This window comes from Rhodococcus sp. MT28 (assembly GCF_058792695.1).
Genome location: NZ_JBXAFD010000006.1, coordinates 237,702 through 260,885, shown reverse-complemented (window position 1 = coordinate 260,885; position 23,184 = coordinate 237,702). Strand labels below are relative to the sequence as shown.

Below are 23,184 nucleotides of genomic sequence, written 5' to 3'. Positions count from 1 at the left end.
AGGGTGCAGCCTCAGCAAGGAACTTGCCATGACCTCATCAATGATCGACACTCTGAACGGCATCATCGGCGCCGGCGCCCCGGTCGTCTCCGTTGCCCCCGTCGAGTTGTTCGCCCCCGATCGACCTGTCCCGCTGGAAGTACGTGTGTCTGCTCCGGCAGCAGGCACGAACCTCCCCGTTGTGGTGTTCTCCCACGGCAACGGCTGGAACCTCGATGGATACTCGCCACTCACGGCATTCTGGGCATCCCACGGATTCGTGGTGATCCAGCCGACACATCTGGACTCGCGCCGGAACGGTTTCGGGTTCGACCACCCGGTTTTCCCGACGATCTGGACCGAGAGGATCGCGGATCTCACACGCATCCTTGATCAGCTCGACACCATCGAATTTGCCGTGCCCGGGCTTGCCGGCCGCATCGACCGCAGTCGAGTTGCCGCCACTGGTCACTCCTGGGGCGGGCAAACCGCTCAGTCGCTCCTCGGAGCAAGGATCTTCGACGAGGCCGGCCAGGTCGGCCAGGACATGTCCGACAGTCGCGTCACCGCGGGAATCCTGTTCGCAGCAACCGGTCTCGGCGGCGAGAACCTGCATCCGTTCGCGCAGGCGAACTTCCCGTTCATGCACCCCTCGTTCCAGGAACTGACGACGCCGACACTCGTCGTCGCGGGCGACCACGACCAGTCCAAGATGTCCAGCCGCGGACCTGACTGGTTCACCGACGCCTACACGCACAGCCCCGGAGCCACCGACCTCCTTTCCTTCTACGGTGCCGAGCACGCACTCGGTGGAATCGTCGGATACGAAGTCGCCGAGACCACCGACGAGAACCCAGAGCGGGTCGCCGCCATCCAACGGATGAGTACTGCCTACCTTCGGACCGCGTTGCGCATCGATGAGACCAGTTGGCCAGCGGCCCGGGCCGCGTTCAGCGACAACGCCGACCCGATCGGCCGAGTCGACACCAAGTAATGCGGCAGTGATCCAACTTATTGGCCGAAGTTGAACCTGAGATTCGCATTTATCAAAGTGTTGAGCCGCTTTCGCATTCTGACAACCTCTGCCTCGGGCGGTATCGGATCGTCCAAGAAGAGCGTCCAACGCAGCATCGTGCTGTTTCCGACCGCCTCGATGTCGAATCGGATGACGGCGTCGGGTCGGTCCGGCCAGATCGACGTCCAGATCACCAGCTCCGGTTCTACAGCCTGACGATCTCCGGTGAGATCTCGCTCTCGAGAAGTTCCAGCCAGTGCCGGGCGGGCTGGCGGTACGGATCGATCAATGCCTCGAACATGAAGCGCGCAGGCGGCGGCTGGCTCCGGCGCCTCGTCGCGACTTGCTGCATGACACGAGCGTAACCGCCTCTCAAGGGCATACCTCTGCCTTCACCCTGCAAGATCCACGAAAACCGGGATAAATCGGACACTGTCGGAGGACACTCAGGAGCACATCCGTCTGGGAGGGCCGCTCATGCGTAAACGCCATCAGGTTCTGCTTGCAGTGTCCGCAGCGATCGGACTGTCGCTGACGCCGATCAATGCGTCGGCAACACCGAGCACGGGAGTACACGGAGAAATCCTCGGGCAGGTGACTTTCGACGGCAAGGACTACATCCTGCGCCAGATCACCATCGACCCCGGCGGTTCCACCGGTTGGCACTTCCACGACGGGACGCTCTACGCGCTGATCGCGCAGGGCACGTTGAGCCACTACCGATCCGATTGCTCCGTCGACGGGATCTACAGCGCCGGAAATACTTTGATCGAACCGAGCGGTTCAGATCATGTGCACATCGGAAACAACTCGCAGACAACACCATTGGTGCTCGAGGTCGTCTACGTCAATCCGGCGGGCAGCCCCCTCTCCGAAGATGCTGCGCCTCCTAACTGCCAACTACCCGGCTGACGGGGCAGAAGAGTTAAACCGCACCGGCATCGATTCGAGCCCGGACACGAAGTTGGCCGCACGCCGCTGCAACGGCGCGTCGGTGGCAAGTTCCATGTCCGGCAGCCTGGCGAAGAGTTGCTCGAACATGATCCGTCCCTCCAACCTGGCCAGCTGATTGCCCAGACAGAAATGAGTTCCGAAGCCGAAGGCCACGTGCGGATTCGGTGTGCGGCCGACATCGAACCGTTCGGCGTTCAGGAACACGGACTCGTCGAAATTTGCCGATTCGAAGAGCAGCAGCATCTTCTCACCTGCCTTCAGCTGCGCGCCGAAGAAATCGGTGTCACGGGTCAGGGTTCGAGCCATGTTCTTGATCGGCGAGGACCACCGCAGCATCTCCTCCATTGCCAAGGGAATGGCATCGGGATCGTCGACTAGCTCCCGGCGCTGGTCCGGATGGCGCAGTAGCTGTTCCATGCCGCCGCTGAGCACGTGCCGTGTGGTCTCGTCACCGCCGATCAGGATCAGCAGGGATTCGTTGACGATTTCCTGATCGGAGAGGGCTTCGCCGTCGACCGCACTGTGAATCAACGTGCTCACCAAATCGTCGGCCGGGTCGCTCCTCCGCTCGGCGATGGTTCGCATCATGTACGCGGTGAAATCGACGTACGCAACCATCATGGCCTGCAGTTGATCCTGGGAAGCGTTGCTTCCCAATGCCTTCACCAGATCGTCCGACCACCGCAGAAACAACGCGCGTTCCTCCGGACGGACACCCAACATGTCGCCGATGACGGCCATCGGCAGCGGTGCCGCCAGGTCTGCGACGAAGTCGGCTTCTCCTTTCTCACAGACGGCGTCGATCAGTTGATCGCAGATCTCCCGGATACGGCCGGCCTTGGCTTCGACCTTCTTACGTGTGAAACCCGCATTGACCAAGCGTCGACGTGTGAGGTGCTGCGGGTCGTCCATGTCGATCATCTGCGGCAATGGACCGGTTTCGGGGCGGATGCCACCGGCGTTGGAGAACAGTTCGGGATCCCGCTCGGCTGCGACGACGGCGTCGTAACTCGCGGCCGCGGTGATTCCGTTGGCGTCGTCTCGGTACACGGGCTCGTGATCACGCATCCAGGCGTATGCGTCGCGCACATTCCCGAGGTCTCCGCTGTAGAAGCGTCCGTCGATCAAATCGAAGGTCGGTCTGGTAGCCATCACTCCACCTCTCGCACAACCCTTGCCTCAATAAGTAGAACCTGTTCCTATATAGCGTGGGGCGTTTTCACCGAAGCCGGACCGGAAATCCTCCAGAAGCAGCACGCGAGCCCGCCGGAGCAACGACCAGGAGACACGCATGGACGACGACACCGCCTCAGCGGGCATACCCACTTTCGCCGGCACATCGATACTGGTGACCGGCGGCGGTAGTGGCATCGGCCTGGGCATCGCTCGTTCGCTGGTTGGGTCCGGCGCTCACGTCACGATCTGCGGACGCAACAAGGAGAAACTCGATGCTGCCGCCGAATCGATCCGGCAGTCGACTGCCGCAGGATCGGTCAGCGTCTCCCCCGCCGACGTCACGATCGAGACAGACGTCGTCGCCGCTGTCGCCGCGGCGGTGTCCGTCACCGGAAAGCTCGACGGAGTCGTGGCCTGCGCCGGCGGGAACGAAACCATCGCACCGGTCACGCAACTCGACGTCGACGCCTGGCGCCGCACCGTCGACCTCAACGTCACGGGGACCATGCTGACGATCAAGCACGGCGCGCGGGCACTGGTGGCAGGAGGCGGTGGATCCATCGTCGCGATCTCGTCGATCGCCAGCAGCAACACACATCGCTGGTTCGGCGCGTACGGAGTCTCGAAATCCGGCGTCGACCACCTAGTGCAGTTGGCAGCAGACGAACTGGGCGCCAGCAACATTCGTGTCAACGCGATCCGCCCGGGGCTGACCCGAACGGATCTGGTCGCGCTCATCACCGACGGTGGCCCCATCCTGGACGACTACCTGGCCAACACGCCGCTCGAACGCGTCGGCGAGGTCGAGGACGTCGCCGGACTCGCTTCCTTCCTCCTCGGACCGCACTCCACCTGGATCACCGGGCAGATCATCAACGTCGACGGAGGCCAAATGCTGCGCCGCGGACCGGATTTCCGCTCGATGCTCGAACCCGTCTACGGCTCCGACGGACTCCGCGGGGTGGTGGCGCCATGAGCTACACGATTCTGGGCAAGAAGGTCGAGATGCCCGTCGAAGTTCGCACCGCGTCTGCCTTCATGGCGTTGTACTCGGTACCCAGCACAACCGCGCAGTCGATCATCGATTACACCGGCTTGACCGTGCTCCAGTACCGTCCCGGCCGGGCGCTGTGCGGCCTGGTTTTTGTCGACTACATCGACGGGGATCTGGGGCCGTACAACGAATTCGGAGTGACGTACATGGTGCGCAGCCACACTGCGCCTCCCGAAACCTCGGTGCTGGGAGATCTACGTTCGCTCGCTGCCGGAACTGCAGGGGCACTCATTCACGAGTTGCCGGTGGACGGCGAGTTCACCAAGGCCGCCGGCCGGGAAATCTGGGGATTCCCGAAGGTGCTCGCCGAGTTCGACACCGAGCACGTCGGCTCGGTAAAGCGCGGATCGGTCTCTCGCGACGGCAAACTCATCACACAGTTGAGTGTGAAATCCGGCGTCAGCGTGCCGGGCGGCGGAGCCAACATGTCGTTGGCCGCGTACTCACATCTCGACGGCGCCACCAGGTGCACGTCGTGGGACATGGCACCGACCGGCGTCAAATCGCGCCCTGGTGGAGCCGAGGTTCAACTGGGCAGTCACCCGATGGCGGCGGAGCTTCGGAAACTGGGACTCCCCCGCCGGGCCCTGATGACCACGACCATCAAGAACCTGGCGATGACGTTCGGGGAGGCCACAACAATCTGAGTGTCGGCCGACGGCACCCCTTTCGGTCACGTGTGACTCGGGCTACACTCCTGGACGGTTGACCAACTCGCGTCAGACCGCCCGAAAGGACACTCGTGCAGATCACCCGACGCACCGTACTGGCAGGCGCTGCCGCCGCACCTGCGCTCGCCGCTCTGTCGACGAACCAGGCCGTCGCAGCTTCGCCGGCACGCACCGTTTCACCCGCACGCACCGACAAGTCGTCGGCGTCACTGCAGGTGGGCGTCGGAATTTCTGACGTGACCGGACCGGTCGCCGAAGTCGGCATGATGGGCTACTCGAGCTTCGATCAACGCGCCGAAGGCCTGCACCAGCGAATGCGCGCACGCGCCTTCATCTTCGAGTCCGGCGGGTCGCGGGTCGCCTACGTGTGCGTCGACAACTGCATGATCTTCCAGTCCGTTCACGACGAGGTCCTGCGCCGACTGGCCGGGAGGTTCGGTGACATCTACACCGAACGCAACGTCATGTTGACGGCCATCCATTCACACGCGGCATGTGGTGGGGCCTCGCACAACTACGCGTACAACCTCGCAGTTCTCGGCTTCGAACTGCAGGTGTTCGAAGCCGAGGTCAACGGCATGGTCGAGGCGATCAGCGCTGCGCACGAGAACCTGGCGCCAGGCACGGTCCGTTTCGGGCGGTCCGATCTCACCGACGCCAGCGTCAACCGATCGCGAGTGGCGTTCGACCTCAACCCCGAAGAGGACAAGGCCTACTACCCCGGTGGCAACGACCACCACATGCGTGTCATGCGGATCAGTCGGGGCAGCAGGGACATCGGAGCGATCAACTGGTTCGCCACCCACTGCGCCTCGCTCACGAACGAGAACCATCTCATCTCCGGGGACAACAAGGGCGCCGCGGCGTACTTCTGGGAGCACGACGACCAGGGCGTGCGCTACCTCGACGGCGACACCAGCTTCATTGCTGCGTTTCCGCAGACCAACAGCGGCGACATGTCACCCAACCTCTTCCTCGAGCCCGGACGCGGACCGACCGAGGACGAATTCGAGAACGCACGCATCATCGGGCTGCGCCAGGTAGCGGCAGCTCGAACTGCCTTCGACGCGGCGTCCGACACCGTCACCGGTGGCGTCGACAGTCGGATCATGTACCTGGACATGGCAAATCAGGTGGTGAGCGGAAGATTCACCCCCGACGGACGCGAGCACCGCACCGCTCCGGCCGCGATCGGCGCGGCAATGAGCGCCGGAAGCGTCGAGGACGGACCGGCAATCCCGATCTTCCCCGAGGGCACCCGAAACCCCATGATCGACGCCCTGGGCGGTATGGATGCTCCTGTGCCTCAATGGCTTCAGGACGCACAGGCGCCCAAACTCGTAGTCGTTCCGGTCGGCCTGCTGCCACCGGGAGGATGGGTGCCGAACGTACTCAAGATCCAGATCCTGCGGATCGGTCAGTTCTACATCGTCGGTGGCCCTGCGGAATTCACCATCGTCTCCGGATTACGAGTGCGTCGAACCGTCGCCGAGGAGCTTGGGGTTCCCCTCGAGAACGTCATCTTCCAGGGATACGCGAACTCGTACTCGAGCTACTGCACCACACCACAGGAATACGATTCGCAGCAGTACGAGGGCGGTTCGACGATGTTCGGTCGTTACACACTGCCGGCCTATCAGCAGGGGTATGCCGCCCTTGCAGCCGCGATGCGCGACGGCACCGAACCTCCTCGCGGCCCCGCTCCGGCCGACCTGTCCGGGTTCCAACCCAGCTTCGGACCTGGCGTCGACTTCGACGAGCCCTTGCCGGGAACACAATTTGGCGACGCAACCGTCCAACCCGGCGACACCTCACCGGGTGGGCAGGTTGCCGTCGAGTTCGTCACCGGCCACCCCAAGAACGACACTCACCGAAACGGGACCTTCTACGAGATCCAGCGCAATACCGGCGGATCCTGGACACGGGTCGCCGACGACAACGACTGGTCCACCAAACTGCACTGGCGCCGGGTCGGGAGCAACGGTTCCGTCGTGCGCATCACGTGGGATGTTCCGGCCGATACTCCGGCGGGTACGTATCGAGTCCAACACTTCGGTGCGTCGAAGGCTCGGGGTAGCGGCGCGATCACGCCCTTCTCCGGGTTGACGTCCGAATTCCGCCTCACCTGACCCGCGTGAACGTATCGCTCCCCTTGTTGGACAAGGGGAGCGATACGTTCACGCGATGGGGTCAGAGCGCAATGGCCAGGTTCAGGCGGCGGTCGGGTGCAGCGAGGTGCTCATCGTCGACTGCTCTGACGCTGCCGGGCGGTCGATCTTCGCCGCGACGATCAGGACCAGCAGACCGGCGACGGTGACCGCCGCCCCCATCCAGATCGGGGAGGTGAAGCCGAGTCCCGCGGCGATGGTGATTCCGCCCAGCCATGCCCCGAGCGCGTTGCCGACGTTGAAGGCGGCAATATTTGCACCCGACGCCATGGTCGGTGCGGCCGACGCGTAGTTCATGATCCGCATCTGCAACCCGGGCACCGTCGCAAAACCGAAGGCGCCCATGAAGAACAGTGAGATCACGGTCATGACCTTGCTCTCGGCGGTGGCGGCGAACACGATCAGAACGACGGTCAGGATCGCGAGAATCCAGACCAGCGACTTCGTCAGCGAGCGGTCGGCCGCCCTGGCGCCGAGGAAGTTACCGACGAACAGGCCCGAGCCGAAGAGGATGAGCAGCCACGGAACGCTGGACGTCGCGAAGCCGGTGACCTCGGTGAGGGTGAAGGCGATGTAGGTGAAGGCTCCGAACATTCCGCCGTAGCCGAGGATGGTGATGATGATCGAGAGCCATACCTGCTTGTTGCGGAACGCCCCCAACTCTCCGCGCAATCCGCCGCCGGTCGTGCTGGCGGGTGTCGTCGGGACGAGTGCTGCAATTCCGATCAGGGCGATGACGCCGATAACGGTGATGGCCCAGAACGTCGAGCGCCATCCGAGTTGCTGGCCCAGCAGCGTGCCGAACGGAACGCCGAGAACGTTGGCGATGGTCAGGCCCGCGAACATCATCGCGATGGCGCCGGCGCGCTTGTTGGGCGCGACCATGTCGGCGGCAACCACCGAGCCGATTCCGAAGAACGCACCGTGGCACAGCGCCGCGACGATGCGTCCGCCCATCATGACCTCGTAGGAGGGAGCGAGCGCGGACATCAGGTTGCCGATGATGAACAGCACCATGAGCGAGAGAAGGACCTTCTTGCGCTCGAAGCGGGTGACGGCAGCGGTCAGGAGGATCGCGCCGATCGCCACCGACAGTGCGTAGCCCGAGATCAGGTAGCCCGCGACGGACTCGGTGACCTCGAAATCAGCCGAGACCTCGGGCAGGAGGCCCATGATGACAAATTCGGTGAGGCCGATCCCGAACCCGCCCATAGCGAGGGCAATGAGACCCAATGGCATCTCGATGTTCCTTTCACAGATTTACGCGTAAGCCGTTAGCGGGCGTGTGCATTAGTTGCAGGCGCGCTATAAATAGTTGCACGCGCGCGCTACATGCGCAAGCTGGTAACCTGGAGGCGCAGGAAACGGACAAGGAGAATCACATGGGGATCGCCGACGACGCCGTCGAAATCCGTTCGCAAGGGTGGCGCACGCTCGCAGCACTGCACGGCGCCCTCGACACCGAACTGGAACGCGCGCTCCAGCGTGAGCACAAACTGTCCGTCGTCGAATACACCGTGCTCGACGCACTGAGCCGCCAGGATGGCTGGCACATGCGGATGGCTCAGTTGGCTCGCGCTGCCGCACTGAGCAGCAGCGCCACGACGCGCTTGGTCAATCGACTCGAAGATCGAGGACTATTGACGCGCATCCTGTGCGCCGACGACCGTCGAGGCATCTACACCGAGCTGACGCCGGCCGGCCGCGAGCTTCTCGAAAGCGCACGGCCGACGCACGACGCCACCCTCGAGGCCGCGCTCGACGAGGCATGCAAGACACCCGAACTCGCGCCACTGGTGCGCGCCCTCCACGAGCTTCCCGTCGGCTAGAAGTCTGCCGGAAGCAGGGCACGCTCTTTGATGCCCGAGACCACCTGAGCGACAAACACACTCGCATCGACGACCACCCGCCCACCACGCGCGGGGACCAGAACGTCGACGGTGCCGCCGTGCACCTCGTTGTCTCCGATCACCGCGATGTACGGGTCACGGTGAGTGCGTGCCTCGCGGATGCGACGTCCCAACGATCCGTCAGGCGCGATCGCCACTCGAGCATCGCGAGCCTCGAGATCGGCCCGCAAACGCTCGGCCTCAACCTGGTGCCGGTCGCCGACGGGCAGAATCGAGACTTGGTTGGGTGCCAGCCACGGCGGCATCCGCCCTTCGAACCTTTCGATCAAAAGCGCAGTCATGCGTTCCATCGATCCGAGCAAGCCCCGATGGATCATGACGGGGCGAGCCTTGGATCCGTCTTCTGCGGTGTACTCGAGGTCGAACCGCTCCGGTTGATTGAAGTCGAGTTGCACGGTCGAGAGTGTTTCCTCGCGGCCGTGCGCGTCTCGCACCTGGACGTCGATCTTGGGACCGTAGAACGCTGCCTCCCCCTTCGCTTCCACGTACTCGATCGAGCGTGCATTCAGCGCCCCGCGAAGGTGATCCTCGGCGTCCGCCCACTGCTCGTCGGTGCCGAGGTACTGCCCCTCTCCCCTCTGATCGAGAGGCGGTACTTCCGTTCGGCAATCCCCAGAGTCGAGTAGCAGCGCTCGATCGCGTCGAGCGCGACGATCACTTCCGCTTGCACTTGTTCGCGACTACAGAAGACATGCGCGTCGTCGAGATTGATCTGTCTGACTCGACTCAATCCGCTGAGAACACCGGAGAGTTCGCTACGGAACATCGAGCCGAGTTCACGAACGCGGAAAGGTAGCTCGCGATAACTACGACCGCGAGCGGCGAATACCTGAGCGTGATGAGGACAGTTAGCCGGACGAAGGAGAAATGACTCTCCGCCTATCTTCATTTCGGGAAACATGTCGTCCGAGAACTTGGACCAATGCCCAGATCTCTCGTACAACTCTTTCTTCGCCATAACGGGGGTATAGACACCCCGGCATCCGGATCGCGCTGCTTGTTCGGCGGCGAGCTTCTCGAGTTCGTTCCTGATGATCGCGCCGTCCGGTAACCAGAGTGGGAGGCCGGCCCCGACGGTGGGGGTGGTGGCGAAAAACTCCAGGTCGCGCCCGAGTTCGCGGTGGTCAACGCTCATGAGAGGTCTCCAAATCGTTCAAGGGGAGACGCACACGGAGCGACGAAACAGGAAAGCCCCGGGGCGATAACTCCCGGGGCTGAAAGGGTTCGGTCAGCAGTTCCTAAACGATGCGCCGGAAGAGAACCGGCGTCGTCGTGTTGTGCGCAATACTGACCATGTACGTGAGGTTACATCAACTTCCGACCCACCTACAGCCCGAATTGTCGGGCCTCTATGCTGACGCAACTGGGAAGGCGCAGCAGTAGCCAACGAAACACCCACGAAGAGCGAAGTTTCGGCAATCATGTCCGAACGTGAGGTTCTCGGATATGAGGAGGATGTGCGACGGTGCCGGACCACTTGCTCGAACAGTTGATCACCATTCCTTTGTTCACCGGAATCATCGGGTACATCACCAATTGGTCGGGCGTCCTGATGCTGTTTGCGCCGATCAACTTCCACGGGATCAAAGTGCCCGGCCTCAAACTGCTCTTCCCGTTCCTCCCCCGACGCGTCCAGGTGATCCCCGCGATCACCAGCGACGGCAGATTCGGTTGGCAAGGCATCGTCCCCTCGCGGGCGGAGAAGATGGCGTCGATCGCCGTCGACAAATCCCTCGCGAAAGTCGGCAGCATCGCCGATTTCTATCGCGTCCTGGACCCGGACAGCATCGCCGAGCACTTGGTGAACATCTCCCGCAGTGAAGTGCGCGGCGTGGTCACCAGAATCATGACGGCCGAGAATCCTCAGCTCTGGCACAACCTTCCGACGTCGGTGAAGGAGGCCGTCTTCCGCAAGGTGGAGGACGATCTGCCGGCCAGCGTGCGCATGATCACCGACCGCATCGAAGAGGACATCGACGAGTTCATCGACGCGAAGCTGATGGTGATCCGCTACCTCTCCTCGCACCCCAAACTGCTCAACGACATCTTCCGCACGATGGGCAACAAAGAGCTCAGGTTCATGCAGAACTTCGGCTTCTACTTCGGGTTCCCGATGGGCTTCGTGCTCGTCGGAATCCTCCATCTGGTTCCGCAGTGGTGGGTGCTTCCCATCGGCGGTGTGATCATCGGATACATCGTGAACTACCTCGGCATCACCATGATCTTCGAGCCGATCACCCCCAACCGTTGGGTGCCGTGGAGACAGGGGCTCTTCCTGAAGCGACGCACCGAGATCATCGCCGGGTACGCAAAAACCCTCGCCGATCACGTCGTGACGCTCGAGAACATCGGCACCGAACTCCTCGAAGGTCCCCGCTCGGACCGAACGCGGCGGATGCTCGATCAGGTACTGCGCGAATCCGTCGACGACGCAGCCGGCTGGGCAAAGTCGGTGGTCAAGATGACCGTCGGTTCGCAGAGCTACAAGCGTCTGCCCGGACTGGCCACCACCGAAGTGCTCGACCTGTACCCAAGGGTCTTCGAGGACGCGGAGTTCGCCGAGAACCAGTCGGAGAAGATTCGTGTCTTCGTCACCGAACGCATGAGCATCCTTTCACCGGAAGATTTCAGCGAACTACTACGCTCAGCCGTCAAGCAGGACGAGTGGCTGTTGTTCGTACACGGGGCCGTGCTGGGCTCGTTTGCCGGTTTCCTACACCTCGCAATATTCGGAGTATGAGCATGAGTGAGCACGACCATCGCATGATCGTCGAAGCGGAATCGTACGACTGGGCTGCGGACATCACGCCGGTCGAATCCGTCGAAAAGCGTCTGATCCGTAGCCTCGTCGGGCTGACCGCCACGACGACGCTCACGTCGATCAAGCTGACAGGGTGGGCTTTCGGAACGGCGAAGGAGGCGACGCGGCAGATCGTTCAGGCTGCCGCCGAAGCCGCGGCAGAGGCCGCTGAATCGGCCAATGTTCAATCCGAACGTCGGGCCGAGAACTCCAACGGAGACGGCTCGCGGACCGAGAACCTACGGGCAGCAATGGCAACTCGTACCAATCGCAAGCAGAGCGTGGAGGCCACTCTCGCGGCGCTGCGGGCACGTGGCGACAGGTTGCTGGATCGTTCCGCGGACGTGACCGATCGCGACGATCTGCACCCGGCTTACGACCGGATCCTCGACGAGATCGCACCAGACGAAGCTCGAATTCTTCGGTTGCTGGCCACCTCCGGCGCACAACCGAGCGTCGACGTGCGCACGGCGCGGCCGTTCGGAGTCGGCTCGGAGATGATCGACGAGGGTCTGTCGATGATCGGAGAACTGGCGGGATGTCGACATCTGGACCGCATCAGCGCCTACCTGAACAACCTGCATCGGCTCGGTTTGGTGGCGTTCTCACGCGAGCCCGTCGAGGCCGACCGGTACCAGGTGGTCGAGGTGCAGCCGTCGGTGATCGAGGCGGTCAAGCGCGCCGGGCGATCGAACAAGATAGTGCGTCGTAGCATCCTGTTGACGCCGTTCGGTGACGACTTCTGTCATACCTGTTTTTCTCTGTAGGGCCTCCGGCCCTGTGCGCCTTTTTGGTAGTTACCACTACCAAAAAGGCGCACAGGGGGCTTGCCCCCTACAGCCAGGTATCTTCTGTCGTGGTCGTCAGGAACGCTTCCAGATCGTCACGCCAGGTAGCCGGAACAGTCTTGTCCGGCTCGATGCCCGTGTACTGCCCGCGATAGAAGAGCAGCGGGCGTTCGGTCTTGATCTCACTCATCGACGACACCCGACCGAAGACGACGTAGTGATCGCCGCCGTCGTGGACGGTTTCCACCGTGCAGTCGATGTGTGCAAGGGACTTGTCGATGATCGGCGAGCCCAGAGGCGATGGCGTCCAATCGATGCCCGCGAACTTGTCCGGCTCACGTGACCCGAAACGAGCACACACCGCCTGCTGTTCCTCCGCCAACACGTTGACGGCGAACTTACCGGTCCGCTCGATTGCCGCCCACGACCGAGAACCCTTGGTGGGGCAGAACAACACCAAAGGCGGGTCGAGTGACAGGGCCGCGAAAGACTGACATGCGAACCCGACAGGCTCACCGTCGTCGACTGTCGTGATGATGGTGATGCCCGTGCAGAATTGCCCGAGAACCGTGCGGAACTGGCGTGGATCGATCGCCTGCTCCGCACTCACCGACGCGTCGGGCGAACTCACGGCTTCATTCCCACCGTGAAGTCGTGACCCCACAGGCTCACGGCCGTGCTTTCCCTCGCGATCCAGTTTTCGTCCTCGACCTCTAGCCCCTCACAACCGAATTCGATGTCGAACCCGCCTGGAGTCTTCATGTAGAACGAGAGCATCTCGTCGTTGACGTGGCGACCGAGAGTCGCCGACATCTTGACCTTCTTGCGCAGTGCCCGGTCGAGGCACAGTCCGACGTCGTCGGAGTTCTCCACTTCGAGCATCAGGTGCACGATGCCCGTCGGGTTGGGCAACGGCAGGAACGCCAAGCTGTGGTGACGCGGGTTGCAGCCGAGGAACCTCAGCCACGCCGGGTCGCCGTCCGCGGGCCGGCCGACCATCTGCGGAGGCAGACGCATCGAGTCGCGAAGCTTGAATCCGAGTACGTCGCGGTAGAACCGCAGCGAAGCATCGTCGTCATCGGTGGTGAGCACGACGTGGCCGAGGCCCTGCTCACCCGTCACGAACCTGTGCCCGTACGGGCTCACGATCCGGCGGTGTTCGAGAGCAGCTCCGTGGAACACCTCGAGGGAGTTGCCCGAGGTGTCCTCGAACGCGATCATCTCGACGACGCGACGGTCCTTGAGCTGCTCCGCCGTGCCTTCCTTGAACGGAACACCGGCTGCCGACAACCTGTCACGGATATCCTGCAGCTCAGCGGCATTCGCGGTTTCCCAACCCGAGACGAGCAGACGGTCCGTGTCGTTCGGAACGATGACAAGACGCGCCGGGAAGTCGTCCATACGCAGATACAGCGATTCCGCGTCGACGCCCTTGCCCTCGATCATTCCGAGGATCTTGAGTCCGTATTCGCGCCACGCAGCCATGTCGGTGGCCCCGATGCGCATGTACGCCAGAGATCGAATACCCATCATTTACCTCCGTCGAGCAGGAAGTCGGTTGCGAGCCGGTTGAATTCGTCGAACTTCTCGAGCTGCGCCCAGTGACCGCAACCGCCGAAGACGTGGAGCTGCGCGCGCGGGATCATCTTGAGCGCGACCAGTGCGCCGTCGAGAGGGTTGACCCGATCCTCACGGCCCCAGATCAGCAACACACGCTGACGAAGCTTGTACGCCTCGCGCCAGAGCATGCCGAGCTCGAAGTCACCGCTGGAGAAGGACTTACCCATCGCCTTGGCCGCAGCCAGCGACTCGGGAGTGCTGGCGGCAGCAAAACGTTCGTCGACGAGTTCCGGCGTGATCAGCTTCTGATCGAAGACCATGATCCGCAGGAATGCTTCGAGGTTTTCTCGGGTGGGCTGGTAGCTGAACTTTCCGAGGTTCTTGACGCCCTCGGTGGGGTCCGGCGCAAACAGGTTGACACTCAGACCGCCGGGGCCCATCAGAACGAGGCGACCCGCACGGTCCGGGTAGTCGAGCGCAAAGCGAACAGCAGCGCCACCACCGAGCGAATTGCCCAGCAGATCAACGCGACCGGTGATCTCGAGCGTGTCCAGGAGATCATTGAGCGCCGACGCACTGTGCACGAAGTACTGCGGATGCTCCGTCGGCTTGTCGGACTGCCCGTAACCGGGCTGATCGACCGCGATGACGTGAAAGCTCTTCGCCAACACCGGAATGTTGCGGGCGAAGTTAGACCACGACGACGCGCCTGGGCCACCGCCGTGCAGCAGCACGATGGTCTTGTCGTTTCCGACGCCCGCCTCGTGGAAGTGCAGTTTCAGATCGGGGCGCACTTGCGCGAACCGTGAAGTGGACTCGTAGGTGAGGGCTTCTTCGGTGGTTGTCACTGAGCCTCCTCTAGACCATCGTGTCGGTGATCGGCAGACCGAATTCGCCGGTTCCGAACATGACGTAGGCGCGTTCGGGATCGTTGGCGGCGTGGACGCGACCAGCGTGAGCATCGCGCCAGAAACGCTGGATAGGAGTGCCGTTCTGCAGCGCCGTGGCGCCGGAGTTCTCGAAGAGCTTGTCGATCGAGGCGATCGCGCGGCCCGTGGCGCGCACCTGGTCACGTCGAGCGCGCAGCCGCAGTTCCATCGGAACCTCTTCGCCCGCAAGGATCAACGCGTACTCGTCGGCGACGTTGCCGGAGAGCTGACGCCACGCGGCGTCGATGTCGCTGGACGCCTCGGCGATGCGCACCTTGGCAAACGGATCGTCCTTCGACTTCTCGCCGGCGAACGCAGCGCGCACACGCTTGCCCTGGTGCTCGACGTGCGCTTCGTAAGCTCCGTAAGCCATTCCGACGATCGGTGCCGAGATCGTCGTGGGGTGAATGGTTCCCCACGGCATCTTGTAGACCGGCGCGGTGTTGTTCTCGAGGCCCGGGGCGGTCAGTTCGCTCATCGCCCGGAAGCTCAGAACGCGATGCTTGGGAACAAAAACATCCTTGACCACGACGGTATTGGAGCCGGTTCCACGCAGACCGACCACATTCCACACGTCGTCGATCTGGTAGTCCTCGCGAGGAATCAGGTAGCTCACGAAATCGACTGCGCGGCCGTCCTTGAACACCGGACCACCGAGAACGGCCCAGCTGGCGTGGTCACAACCCGAAGACCACGCCCACGCACCGTTGACTTTGTATCCACCCTCGACTACTTCACCCATACCCATCGGGGCGTAAGAGGACGAGATGCGAACGTCAGTGTCGTTGCCCCACACGTCTTCCTGTGCCTGCTGAGAGAATAGGGCGAGGTGCCAGTTGTGTACCCCGATGATCGAGGAGACCCACCCTGTGGAACCACACGCGCTGGCGATCTTCTTGACCGCGGAGTAGAACAGCACCGGATCGGCTTCGTATCCGCCCCACTGCTTCGGCTGCAGCAAGCGGAAGAAACCTGTTTCCTGAAGAGCCTTGATGGACTCGTCGGGGATACGACGCAGATCCTCGGTCTCCTGTGCGCGCTCGCGCAGTGCCGGCAGTAGTGCGTCGAGCCTCTGCATCACCTCGTGGCTGTCATGGTTACCCACTTCGACGCTCCCGTCTTCCTCGATCGGTTGGTTCACTTACACTTGAGACTAGAACACGTTCTCTTTTCTGTCGAGACGCTGACAAAGGTCCCGTTTGTGGCCGCAATGCTGTAACAAGTGCCCCCAAAATCTGGCGGAACCGGATCGAGTTCTATAACGTGTTCTACTAACAGCTAGAAGGGATGTGAGGTCACAATGGCGCAGATTCGCGAGATCGACGTCGGAACGGTGCAAACTCGTTTCGCCCGCGGTTGGCACTGCCTGGGTCTACTGAAGACCTTCAAGGACGGCAAACCGCACGCGATCGAGGCTTTCGGTACGAAGCTCGTGGTGTTCGCCGACAGCAAGGGCGACATCAAAGTTCTCGACGGATACTGCCGTCATATGGGTGGTGACCTCACACAAGGCGAGGTCAAGGGCGATTCCATCGCCTGCCCCTTCCACGACTGGCGCTGGGGCGGCAACGGCAAGTGCACCGGCATTCCTTATGCCCGCCGCGTGCCTCCGCTCGCACGCACCCGCGCGTGGACGACCCTCGAGCAGAACGGTCAGCTCTTCGTCTGGAACGACCCCGAGGGCAATCCGCCGCCCGAAGAGATCGTGATTCCTCGTATCGAGGGCGCGTACAGCGACGAATGGACCGACTGGACCTGGAACTCCATGGTCATCGAGGGGTCCAACTGCCGCGAGATCATCGACAACGTGGTCGACATGGCGCACTTCTACTACATCCACTACGCCTTCCCGACGTACTTCAAGAACGTCTTCGAAGGTGAGATCGCCACTCAGTACCTCAACACCACGGGCCGTCCCGACATCGGAATGGCCTCCCAGTACGGCGGCGACACGCTGCTTCGCTCCGAAGCTGCGTATTACGGACCGTCGTACATGGTCAATCCCCTGTGGAACAGCTACAGCGGATACGAGGTCGAGAGTGTTCTGATCAACTGCCACTACCCGATCAGCCCGGACTCGTTCGTGCTGCAGTGGGGCGTGACGGTGAAGAAGCCGACGGGTGTCTCCGACGAGATGGCCGACAAGTTGGCCGGCAAGTTCACCGAGGGCATCAGCGAGGGATTCCTGCAGGACGTCGCGATCTGGAAGAACAAGACCAAGATCGAGAATCCCCTTCTCTGCGAAGAAGACGGCCCCGTCTACCAGCTACGACGCTGGTACGAGCAGTTCTACGTGGACAAGGCCGACGTCACCGAGAAGATGACGCAGCGCTTCGAGTTCGAGGTGGACACCACCAAGGCAAACGAAGCCTGGCACGCCGAGGTCGAGGAAAACCTCGCACGCCAGAAGGCCGAGAAGGAAGCTGCAGCAGAAGCGGCAAAGAAGGAAGCAGAGGTCTAGTCGTGAGCGCCTCGATCGGAACCGACGCACGGTGGGCTCGTTGGGCCAAGGCACCGGACTTTGCCGGGCAAACGGAACGGCTCGAGGCGATCGCGGCCCAGACGATCGAGGACAAGCACGAATACCTCGACTCGGGTCTGCAGGAAGTCGACTGCAAGGCATGCGGCGCGTGCGTACTGGTTCGCAAGAACACGTACAAACACACCAGCGTTCAGTGGACTTCCGACCCGGCGCTGCGTTGCCACACCTTCAAAGAGGCAATTGCTTCCGGGCAGTCGTCGGCATTGAAAGACGGATGCCCGAAACTGCACGACAGCATCGCCGACGCGGTTAGGGACGGCACCATCACGGTGCGTGATCCCGAGGTCAGCTGACCTGATTGTGTAGAACGAGGGCCGACCCACGGGTCGGCCCTCGTTTTACGTTCCAGCGCCCGCGCGTCCGTCAGGCAGGCGGTCGCACCTTTCGTGCAGCCACCGCGTAGACGTCGCTCGACGTGGTGAGAGAGTTCTTTCCGCTGGCCGCCGGCACTCCCCCGCGTAGATTCACGGCCCAGTTGAGCGCACCCAGCGGTCCACACCCGCTGGCTCCCGGCGCCGCAAACACCGCATCCGAATGTGGGACTGCCGGGAACACTGCACCGGGGAACTCACCGATAGGTTCCGACGGAGGGTTTCCGGTTGTGGTCAGGTGAAGGTTGATCGGATTCGAAACCGAACCGATGTAGCAATCGTCACCGAGCAAGGGATTAGACAGTTTCAATCGAACAGGCATGGTGAGTTCCTGCTCGAGAACCTTCAGATCCGGCACTCCCACCGATTCCACCGTCGCGCTGATCTGAGTCAGTCCCAGCGGAGTATCGATCCCGAGAGCACCTCCCGGTACCGAAATCGGATTGGAATAGACCCCGTTGGACCCGTCCTGCTTGGCGACGAACGTCTCGATGAAACTGTTGTCCGGCTGGGTCGCGTATTTCACTCCGCCCGCAACCTTGAGGCTTCCGTCCGGGATCGGCACCGAAAGTGCGCCCAATTTCATGGTCCCTCCGCGAACTACGACGCTGGCGCACGTCGTCACCTCGAGATCCTCGATCGGGCACGTGCCCCAACCGTCGAAGGTCAACGGATCAACCGCTGCCGCACCGGAGGAACCGAGCGATCCGCTGCCGGAAGACCCTGACGATGATTCGTCGGCAATTGCCACACCTGCACCGGCCATGACAAATGTTGCAACTAGCGCGACTGTCGACATCACTCGAGATTTGTTGCGGCTCTTCATCTTCGAATTCCTCCACCGTTGACGGAAATTCACGAGAGCCACCCCCTGCGGATCGCACCTCGATCTACGCCCGGCACGCTACCGAGAAGTGAGACGCGGATTCACACATAACGACGATATTTCCCACCAAAGAACTACGGCGATCACGCTCGATCGAACTTCCGTCCTAGCCCGGAAACCGTATCGATCCTGTCGGCTCAGTTCGGTTCGACTGTGCCCGAACCGATGACCTGATCGAGGAACGGCCCGAACATCTCCCCCAGGTTCTCGGCGATCTGATCGGGGGTACCGAAAGACAACGTCACGTGACTGATCGCCAGACGCACTATCGTGCTGCCGAACATCTCGGCATGGATGCGGTCGACGTTCGCCCAACTGGTCATGAAGATCTCGGCCAACCTCGCGCTCGCATGTTCGAGCAGCGGAGTCCCGTCAGTGGTGACCAAGCTCAGCAGGTCGTGCTGCGGCCGGGGACCGACAATGCTGACCACCATCGGATCCCGGGCACCGGCGTCGAAGAAGGCACGGAAGGCTGCCGAGACCGCGCCCCGCGGATCCGAATGATGGAGCGTTACTTCGCGTTCCACCTCTTCGAGGAACTCGTCAACGAAACGGATGAGGTATCCGGACGCCAATCCCTGGCGGGACGTGAACTCCTTGTACAACGTCTGCCGGCTCATGCCCGCAGCTTCCGCGATATGCGCCATCGTGATGTCGTTCCACGATTTCTCGGTCAAGAGTTCGCGTGTGGCGTCGAGCGCTGACGCACGGAGGAGTTGACGAGCTGCCTCGTGGTACGGGACACGGGCACGAGCGGTGGACATATCGGGAAGATTTCCATCGCCCGTGCTCGGTGTCAAAACGGTGGACACGCAAGCCACAGAAGTCACGAGTGCACTCAGAGCACCGGTGAGGCGACAAGACCCGCCGCAAGTTCGGTCAGATCCCTGTTTGTATCGGCGAGTACGTCGGCGCTGATGTCCGGGGAGCGTTCGATAAGGGTTCGCACGGCACGAATGTCCTTCGGCCGGCCCACGCTCACAGCACCGACGATATTTCCGTCGCGCATGCAGATCGCAGTGAAGTCATAGGAGTCCAAGTCTCCTCGAACTATTACGGTGTCGTCCGCGCCTGGCCAACCAGCTACTTGAATGTTGCGGCCGAATTGGTTCGACCAACTCCAAGGGACGGATTCGAAGGGTTCTTCCTTCCCGACGATGGTCTTGGCAACTGCAACTGCGTGGTCCTGCGCGGTGTTCCAGTGCTCACCACGGTGCATGCCGCCGAGAAAACCGTTGGGCACGTTGGCCACATCGCCGATCGCGTACACATCAACGACGGAGGTCCGGAGGTATCGGTCTACCGAAATCCCGTTGTCCACCGCAATACCCGCCGCAGCAGCCACATCGGTATCGGGCAAGGATCCGATTGCGACGACGGCCAAGTCCGCTGTCCACTCGCGTCCGTCACGCGCGCGTGCGGTGACACCGTCGGCACCTGTCGTCAGCGTCTCGAGGTCGACTCCCGTCTGCAAGTCGACGCCCGCCAAGGCGTGCAGCGCGGCGATCTTCTCCGCTATCGACGGTGGAAGCAGCCTGGACAGGGGCAACGGTTGCGCTTCGAGAACCTGCACACTGCAACCCAAGTCGCGTGCCGTTGACGCCACCTCCGATCCGATCAAGCCACCGCCGACCACCAAAAGCGAGGATCCTTCGATCAGCTGGGATTGCAAGCGTCGCATGTCTGCGATATCTCGAAGATAGTGAACACGCTCGGAATCTTCGTTCTCCAACCGTCGGGACCGTCCACCCGTGGCAAGAATCAGAACGTCGTAGTCGATGCTGTCACCGTCGGCTAAAAGTACTGTGCGGGAATCTGTGTCGATACTCGTGACAGTTGCGCCGATCCGAAGATCGATACTCTGCTCGGTCCAGAAAGTCGACGGCCGCAACCGAACCCGATCGAACGACGCTTTCCCGGACAGTAGCTCCTTCGACAGCGCCGGGCGGCGGTACGGCTCCTCAGGTTCGCTGCCGATCAGGATGATGCTGCCGCCGAACCCTTCCTTGCGCAGGGCCTGCGCGGCACCGGAACCGGCGATGCCCGTGCCCACGATCACGACGGTGCGTGTGTCGGGCTCGCTGACCGCTGTCATCAGCGGTTCACCTCCACCATTTCGAAATCGACTTTGGCGGCACCACAATCAGGGCAGGACCAGTCTTCGGGAATCTCGTCCCAGCGAGTACCCGGCTCGATACCGTCGTCGGGCCAGCCGATCGCTTCGTCGTATTCGAACCCGCACTGGAGGCAGCGGAACAATTTGTAAGCAGTGGCAGTCTCGGACATCGGTTTTCCTTTCACCGGTGGGTATTTCGATCAGGATTGCGTGACGAGGGTGAAGTCGACCTTCTCGCGGACGCCGCAGTCGGGGCAGCACCAGTCGTCCGGGATACTCGACCACGGCGTGCCGGGCGGAAAGCCTTCTCGCGCAGCACCTGTCGATTCGGTGTACGTGTAGTCGCAGATCGGGCAGATGTAGGCGTTCATGCGTTCACCCCGTAGGCTGCGAGGATCTTGGCCCGCTTCTTCGGCGCGATGTTGACCTGGGTGATGTCACCTCGGTAGTGCTCGAGAACGCGGTGGTCCATCACCTTGCGCCACAGGGGCGGAACTGTGGCGAGCATGATCATGCTGGCGTAGCCGCTCGGGAGCTGAGGGGCCTCTTCCATACTGCGAAGCGCCTGGTAGCGCCGTGTCGGATTCGCATGATGATCGCTGTGCCGCTGCAAGTGATAAAGGAAGACGTTGGTGCAGATGCGATCACTGTTCCAGCTGTGCGCCGGCGTGCATCGCTCGTACCGTCCGCTTGCGGTTTTCTGACGCAGGAGTCCGTAGTGCTCGAGGTAGTTGATCGCTTCGAGCAGCGAAAACCCGATGAACGCCTGGATCACGAGGTACGGCGCGATGCCGATCCCGAATACTGCAAGCGCGACACCGAACAGAACAACCGACATGAGCCAGGCGTTGAGCACGTCGTTCTTGATGCTCCAGTGCGTGGTGCCCAAACGCTCGAAGCGGGTCTTCTCGAGATGCCACGCCGACTTCAATCCCCCGCCGACGCTGCGCGGCCAGAAACCGTAGAGGGTCTCACCGAAGCGCGAGGTCGCCGGATCTTCCGGAGTCGACACTCGCACATGGTGGCCACGGTTGTGCTCTAGGTAGAAGTGACCGTAAGCGCTCTGCGCGAGAACGATTTTGGACAACCAGCGCTCGACGCTCTCCTTCTTGTGCCCGAGTTCGTGGGCGGTGTTGATGCCGATTCCGGCCGTCACACCGATCGTCACTGCGAGTCCGATATTGGAGAGAACGCTCAAATCCCAACGCGCCCAGATGTAGCAGGACAGGAAGAAGGCCGTGTATTGCAGCGGCAGATAGGCGTAGGTGCACCACCGGTAGAAGCGGTCGTTCTCGAGTTCGTCGATCACCTCGTCGGGCGGATTCTTCCCGTCCTCACCCGCCAGGATGTCGATGACGGGAATGAGAGCAAAAGCGATCAGTGGGCCGGTCCACCAGAAGACATTCCATCCGGTGGCGGTAACAAGCCCCACGGCGATGAAAGTTGCCGATGACGGAATCAGCGCCAGCAGCCACAAGTAGCGTTTCCGGTCTCTCCAAGTTGCGAGCCGACCATCTGGCTCGGTGTACACCAACGCCGCCATCGAATTCTCCAGTTCTCGTTCGGATCAGTGAGTGCGTCCTGCGCGGTAATCCGCGACACGAGCAACATCTATGTATAGAGGGTGGACAAATGATGGCGTTTTGTCAACGATTTTTGAGGTAAAAGTTTTACAAACACGCAGATTTGTACATCACTAGGATGTGGCGGCAGATCAGCGTTCAAGGAATCGAGGGCGCAAAAGTGCGCCGAAAGGCGCTCGCGCCTCAGGCGGAACGTAGGCCGCCTCGCCATGCCGGGAATACAGGTGGTCGTCCTCGTATCGCGGAAATACGTGGACGTGGTGGTGCCAGACGTCCTGGTTGCCCGCCGGTTCGTTGTGCTGCCGGGTCGAGACGCCGTCGCAGCCGTAGGCTTCACGAATTGCAACAGCCACAGCCTGAACCAAGTCGAACACCGAGTGCCCGACAGCCGTCGGCAGAGTGTAGAGATTCTCGAAGTGTTCGATCGGTGACACAAGTACGTGGCCGGGGTTGCCCGGCCACCACTTCGGGGAAATCCGAGCGATTGCGTGGTCGGTTCGAGCAACCAGGTCGGTCGACGCGTTGTGCTCGTCGAACTCGCCCAGCGCGAAGCGACAGAACGGGCACCGGTACCCCGGCGGCTCATGATGCAACTCGCCTGCCTTCACGTCGCGATCTTCCCACGACCTCAACGTCTGCGACCCGTGTGGAAAGCCCCAAAATGCCCGATCTGCGCGAATTT

The 23,184-nt window shown here is 62.0% G+C and carries 27 protein-coding genes; 11 read left to right on the top strand and 16 right to left on the bottom strand.

The window, feature by feature from the left end; all coding sequences use genetic code 11:
- Nucleotides 1-28: 28 nt before the first annotated feature.
- Together AC1Q6C_RS23750 and AC1Q6C_RS23745 are read left to right on the top strand one after the other, a co-directional pair.
- The gene (locus tag AC1Q6C_RS23750) at nt 29-973 is read left to right on the top strand and encodes an alpha/beta hydrolase family protein (protein ID WP_492666843.1); all 945 of its coding nucleotides are present in this window, start codon (nt 29-31) and stop codon (nt 971-973) included.
- A gap of 57 nt (nt 974-1,030) precedes the next feature.
- The gene (locus AC1Q6C_RS23745; protein WP_234550838.1) at nt 1,031-1,210 is read left to right on the top strand and encodes a hypothetical protein; all 180 of its coding nucleotides are present in this window, start codon (nt 1,031-1,033) and stop codon (nt 1,208-1,210) included.
- On the opposite strand, the gene AC1Q6C_RS23740 is transcribed toward AC1Q6C_RS23745, so the two are convergent.
- Nucleotides 1,200-1,346 carry a hypothetical protein gene (locus AC1Q6C_RS23740; RefSeq protein WP_251014658.1) on the bottom strand — a complete coding sequence of 49 codons (147 nt, stop codon included), beginning with the start codon at nt 1,344-1,346 and terminating at the stop codon, nt 1,200-1,202. The two genes, AC1Q6C_RS23745 and AC1Q6C_RS23740, sit on opposite strands and share 11 nt — an antisense overlap.
- Before the next feature lie 125 nt (nt 1,347-1,471).
- Here AC1Q6C_RS23740 and AC1Q6C_RS23735 point away from each other — a divergent pair, with 125 nt between their 5' ends.
- On the top strand, nt 1,472-1,906 hold the full coding sequence (locus tag AC1Q6C_RS23735) for a cupin domain-containing protein (RefSeq protein ID WP_003945598.1): 435 nt from the start codon (nt 1,472-1,474) through the stop codon (nt 1,904-1,906).
- On the opposite strand, the gene AC1Q6C_RS23730 is transcribed toward AC1Q6C_RS23735, so the two are convergent.
- Nucleotides 1,895-3,100, bottom strand: a complete 1,206-nt coding sequence (locus tag AC1Q6C_RS23730) for a cytochrome P450 (RefSeq protein WP_007734124.1) — start codon at nt 3,098-3,100, stop codon at nt 1,895-1,897. The genes AC1Q6C_RS23735 and AC1Q6C_RS23730 overlap by 12 nt on opposite strands.
- A 139-nt stretch (nt 3,101-3,239) precedes the next feature.
- Between AC1Q6C_RS23730 and AC1Q6C_RS23725 the strand changes: the two genes are divergently transcribed.
- The 3 genes from AC1Q6C_RS23725 to AC1Q6C_RS23715 all read left to right on the top strand — a co-directional run bounded on the left by AC1Q6C_RS23725 (nt 3,240) and on the right by AC1Q6C_RS23715 (nt 6,978).
- Entirely contained in the window at nt 3,240-4,100 is an 861-nt protein-coding gene (locus AC1Q6C_RS23725; RefSeq protein WP_492666842.1) for an SDR family oxidoreductase, read from the top strand.
- Nucleotides 4,097-4,825 (top strand): acetoacetate decarboxylase family protein, encoded by a 729-nt coding sequence (locus AC1Q6C_RS23720; protein ID WP_003945787.1) that lies wholly within the window; start codon nt 4,097-4,099, stop codon nt 4,823-4,825. The genes AC1Q6C_RS23725 and AC1Q6C_RS23720 overlap by 4 nt, the downstream gene beginning before the upstream one ends.
- A gap of 95 nt (nt 4,826-4,920) precedes the next feature.
- On the top strand, nt 4,921-6,978 hold the full coding sequence (locus AC1Q6C_RS23715; protein ID WP_492666841.1) for a neutral/alkaline ceramidase: 2,058 nt from the start codon (nt 4,921-4,923) through the stop codon (nt 6,976-6,978).
- An 81-nt stretch (nt 6,979-7,059) separates the two neighbouring features.
- On the opposite strand, the gene AC1Q6C_RS23710 is transcribed toward AC1Q6C_RS23715, so the two are convergent.
- Entirely contained in the window at nt 7,060-8,256 is a 1,197-nt protein-coding gene (locus AC1Q6C_RS23710; protein ID WP_492666840.1) for an MFS transporter, read from the bottom strand.
- Nucleotides 8,257-8,399: 143 nt separating this feature from the next.
- Here AC1Q6C_RS23710 and AC1Q6C_RS23705 point away from each other — a divergent pair, with 143 nt between their 5' ends.
- Nucleotides 8,400-8,846, top strand: coding sequence for a MarR family winged helix-turn-helix transcriptional regulator (locus AC1Q6C_RS23705; RefSeq protein ID WP_003945852.1), 447 nt, complete (start codon nt 8,400-8,402; stop codon nt 8,844-8,846).
- Here the strand turns inward: AC1Q6C_RS23705 and AC1Q6C_RS23700 are convergent.
- The gene (locus AC1Q6C_RS23700; RefSeq protein WP_492666839.1) at nt 8,843-9,412 is read right to left on the bottom strand and encodes an aminoacyl--tRNA ligase-related protein; all 570 of its coding nucleotides are present in this window, start codon (nt 9,410-9,412) and stop codon (nt 8,843-8,845) included. The genes AC1Q6C_RS23705 and AC1Q6C_RS23700 overlap by 4 nt on opposite strands.
- 20 nt (nt 9,413-9,432) lie before the next feature.
- Nucleotides 9,433-10,062, bottom strand: a complete 630-nt coding sequence (locus AC1Q6C_RS23695; RefSeq protein ID WP_492666838.1) for an aminoacyl--tRNA ligase-related protein — start codon at nt 10,060-10,062, stop codon at nt 9,433-9,435.
- Nucleotides 10,063-10,392: 330 nt separating this feature from the next.
- On the opposite strand from AC1Q6C_RS23695, the gene AC1Q6C_RS23690 reads away from it, so the two are divergent.
- Entirely contained in the window at nt 10,393-11,667 is a 1,275-nt protein-coding gene (locus AC1Q6C_RS23690; protein ID WP_003945674.1) for a DUF445 domain-containing protein, read from the top strand.
- Between the two features lie 2 nt (nt 11,668-11,669).
- A complete protein-coding gene (locus tag AC1Q6C_RS23685; RefSeq protein WP_003945623.1) occupies nt 11,670-12,494 on the top strand; it encodes an Abi-alpha family protein in 825 nt (274 codons plus the stop codon).
- A 67-nt stretch (nt 12,495-12,561) separates the two neighbouring features.
- Here the strand turns inward: AC1Q6C_RS23685 and hsaB are convergent, their stop codons facing one another.
- From hsaB to hsaA, 4 genes are read right to left on the bottom strand one after another with little or no spacing between them, the layout of a single operon-like run.
- Complete coding sequence (gene hsaB, locus AC1Q6C_RS23680) at nt 12,562-13,146, bottom strand: 3-hydroxy-9,10-secoandrosta-1,3,5(10)-triene-9,17-dione monooxygenase reductase subunit (protein WP_003945677.1); 585 nt, start codon at nt 13,144-13,146, stop codon at nt 12,562-12,564.
- On the bottom strand, nt 13,143-14,045 hold the full coding sequence (gene hsaC / locus AC1Q6C_RS23675; protein ID WP_003945585.1) for an iron-dependent extradiol dioxygenase HsaC: 903 nt from the start codon (nt 14,043-14,045) through the stop codon (nt 13,143-13,145). Before hsaC ends, hsaB begins: the two co-directional genes overlap by 4 nt.
- Entirely contained in the window at nt 14,045-14,923 is an 879-nt protein-coding gene (hsaD, locus tag AC1Q6C_RS23670) for a 4,5:9,10-diseco-3-hydroxy-5,9,17-trioxoandrosta-1(10),2-diene-4-oate hydrolase (RefSeq protein ID WP_003945808.1), read from the bottom strand. The genes hsaC and hsaD overlap by 1 nt, the downstream gene beginning before the upstream one ends.
- Nucleotides 14,924-14,933: 10 nt before the next feature.
- Nucleotides 14,934-16,109: a 3-hydroxy-9,10-secoandrosta-1,3,5(10)-triene-9,17-dione monooxygenase oxygenase subunit gene (hsaA, locus tag AC1Q6C_RS23665; RefSeq protein ID WP_039973406.1), complete on the bottom strand. Its 1,176-nt coding sequence runs from the start codon at nt 16,107-16,109 to the stop codon at nt 14,934-14,936.
- A gap of 195 nt (nt 16,110-16,304) precedes the next feature.
- Here hsaA and AC1Q6C_RS23660 point away from each other — a divergent pair, with 195 nt between their 5' ends.
- Together AC1Q6C_RS23660 and AC1Q6C_RS23655 are read left to right on the top strand one after the other, a co-directional pair.
- Nucleotides 16,305-17,465 carry a 3-ketosteroid-9-alpha-monooxygenase, oxygenase component gene (locus AC1Q6C_RS23660; protein WP_003945847.1) on the top strand — a complete coding sequence of 387 codons (1,161 nt, stop codon included), beginning with the start codon at nt 16,305-16,307 and terminating at the stop codon, nt 17,463-17,465.
- Nucleotides 17,466-17,467: 2 nt separating this feature from the next.
- The gene (locus AC1Q6C_RS23655) at nt 17,468-17,839 is read left to right on the top strand and encodes a hypothetical protein (RefSeq protein ID WP_003945499.1); all 372 of its coding nucleotides are present in this window, start codon (nt 17,468-17,470) and stop codon (nt 17,837-17,839) included.
- 70 nt (nt 17,840-17,909) lie between these two features.
- Here AC1Q6C_RS23655 and AC1Q6C_RS23650 read toward each other — a convergent pair whose 3' ends face one another.
- The 7 genes from AC1Q6C_RS23650 to AC1Q6C_RS23620 all read right to left on the bottom strand — a co-directional run bounded on the left by AC1Q6C_RS23650 (nt 17,910) and on the right by AC1Q6C_RS23620 (nt 23,110).
- A complete protein-coding gene (locus AC1Q6C_RS23650) occupies nt 17,910-18,743 on the bottom strand; it encodes a hypothetical protein (RefSeq protein ID WP_003945441.1) in 834 nt (277 codons plus the stop codon).
- 197 nt (nt 18,744-18,940) lie between these two features.
- Nucleotides 18,941-19,567 (bottom strand): TetR/AcrR family transcriptional regulator, encoded by a 627-nt coding sequence (locus AC1Q6C_RS23645; RefSeq protein ID WP_007734097.1) that lies wholly within the window; start codon nt 19,565-19,567, stop codon nt 18,941-18,943.
- 74 nt (nt 19,568-19,641) lie between these two features.
- Entirely contained in the window at nt 19,642-20,898 is a 1,257-nt protein-coding gene (locus tag AC1Q6C_RS23640; protein ID WP_058227280.1) for an NAD(P)/FAD-dependent oxidoreductase, read from the bottom strand.
- Nucleotides 20,898-21,089, bottom strand: a complete 192-nt coding sequence (locus AC1Q6C_RS23635) for a rubredoxin (RefSeq protein ID WP_050655879.1) — start codon at nt 21,087-21,089, stop codon at nt 20,898-20,900. Before AC1Q6C_RS23635 ends, AC1Q6C_RS23640 begins: the two co-directional genes overlap by 1 nt.
- Nucleotides 21,090-21,119: 30 nt before the next feature.
- Nucleotides 21,120-21,290 (bottom strand): rubredoxin, encoded by a 171-nt coding sequence (locus tag AC1Q6C_RS23630; RefSeq protein WP_007734092.1) that lies wholly within the window; start codon nt 21,288-21,290, stop codon nt 21,120-21,122.
- Complete coding sequence (locus AC1Q6C_RS23625; RefSeq protein WP_003945652.1) at nt 21,287-22,462, bottom strand: alkane 1-monooxygenase; 1,176 nt, start codon at nt 22,460-22,462, stop codon at nt 21,287-21,289. The genes AC1Q6C_RS23630 and AC1Q6C_RS23625 overlap by 4 nt, the downstream gene beginning before the upstream one ends.
- A gap of 171 nt (nt 22,463-22,633) precedes the next feature.
- Nucleotides 22,634-23,110: an HIT family protein gene (locus AC1Q6C_RS23620; protein ID WP_162113958.1), complete on the bottom strand. Its 477-nt coding sequence runs from the start codon at nt 23,108-23,110 to the stop codon at nt 22,634-22,636.
- Between the last annotated feature and the right edge of the window lie 74 nt (nt 23,111-23,184).

Coding starts and splice junctions, on each gene's coding strand:
- AC1Q6C_RS23710 (WP_492666840.1), bottom strand. CDS start 8,256: ATGCCATTGGGTCTCATTGCCCTCGCTATGGGCGGGTTCGGGATCGGC.
- AC1Q6C_RS23630 (WP_007734092.1), bottom strand. CDS start 21,290: ATGAACGCCTACATCTGCCCGATCTGCGACTACACGTACACCGAATCG.
- AC1Q6C_RS23725 (WP_492666842.1), top strand. CDS start 3,240: ATGGACGACGACACCGCCTCAGCGGGCATACCCACTTTCGCCGGCACA.
- AC1Q6C_RS23720 (WP_003945787.1), top strand. CDS start 4,097: ATGAGCTACACGATTCTGGGCAAGAAGGTCGAGATGCCCGTCGAAGTT.
- AC1Q6C_RS23640 (WP_058227280.1), bottom strand. CDS start 20,898: ATGACAGCGGTCAGCGAGCCCGACACACGCACCGTCGTGATCGTGGGC.
- AC1Q6C_RS23730 (WP_007734124.1), bottom strand. CDS start 3,100: ATGGCTACCAGACCGACCTTCGATTTGATCGACGGACGCTTCTACAGC.
- AC1Q6C_RS23635 (WP_050655879.1), bottom strand. CDS start 21,089: ATGTCCGAGACTGCCACTGCTTACAAATTGTTCCGCTGCCTCCAGTGC.
- hsaC (WP_003945585.1), bottom strand. CDS start 14,045: ATGGGTATTCGATCTCTGGCGTACATGCGCATCGGGGCCACCGACATG.
- AC1Q6C_RS23695 (WP_492666838.1), bottom strand. CDS start 10,062: ATGAGCGTTGACCACCGCGAACTCGGGCGCGACCTGGAGTTTTTCGCC.
- AC1Q6C_RS23645 (WP_007734097.1), bottom strand. CDS start 19,567: ATGTCCACCGCTCGTGCCCGTGTCCCGTACCACGAGGCAGCTCGTCAA.
- AC1Q6C_RS23650 (WP_003945441.1), bottom strand. CDS start 18,743: ATGAAGAGCCGCAACAAATCTCGAGTGATGTCGACAGTCGCGCTAGTT.
- AC1Q6C_RS23660 (WP_003945847.1), top strand. CDS start 16,305: ATGGCGCAGATTCGCGAGATCGACGTCGGAACGGTGCAAACTCGTTTC.
- AC1Q6C_RS23705 (WP_003945852.1), top strand. CDS start 8,400: ATGGGGATCGCCGACGACGCCGTCGAAATCCGTTCGCAAGGGTGGCGC.
- AC1Q6C_RS23740 (WP_251014658.1), bottom strand. CDS start 1,346: ATGCAGCAAGTCGCGACGAGGCGCCGGAGCCAGCCGCCGCCTGCGCGC.
- AC1Q6C_RS23625 (WP_003945652.1), bottom strand. CDS start 22,462: ATGGCGGCGTTGGTGTACACCGAGCCAGATGGTCGGCTCGCAACTTGG.
- AC1Q6C_RS23750 (WP_492666843.1), top strand. CDS start 29: ATGACCTCATCAATGATCGACACTCTGAACGGCATCATCGGCGCCGGC.
- AC1Q6C_RS23735 (WP_003945598.1), top strand. CDS start 1,472: ATGCGTAAACGCCATCAGGTTCTGCTTGCAGTGTCCGCAGCGATCGGA.
- AC1Q6C_RS23685 (WP_003945623.1), top strand. CDS start 11,670: ATGAGTGAGCACGACCATCGCATGATCGTCGAAGCGGAATCGTACGAC.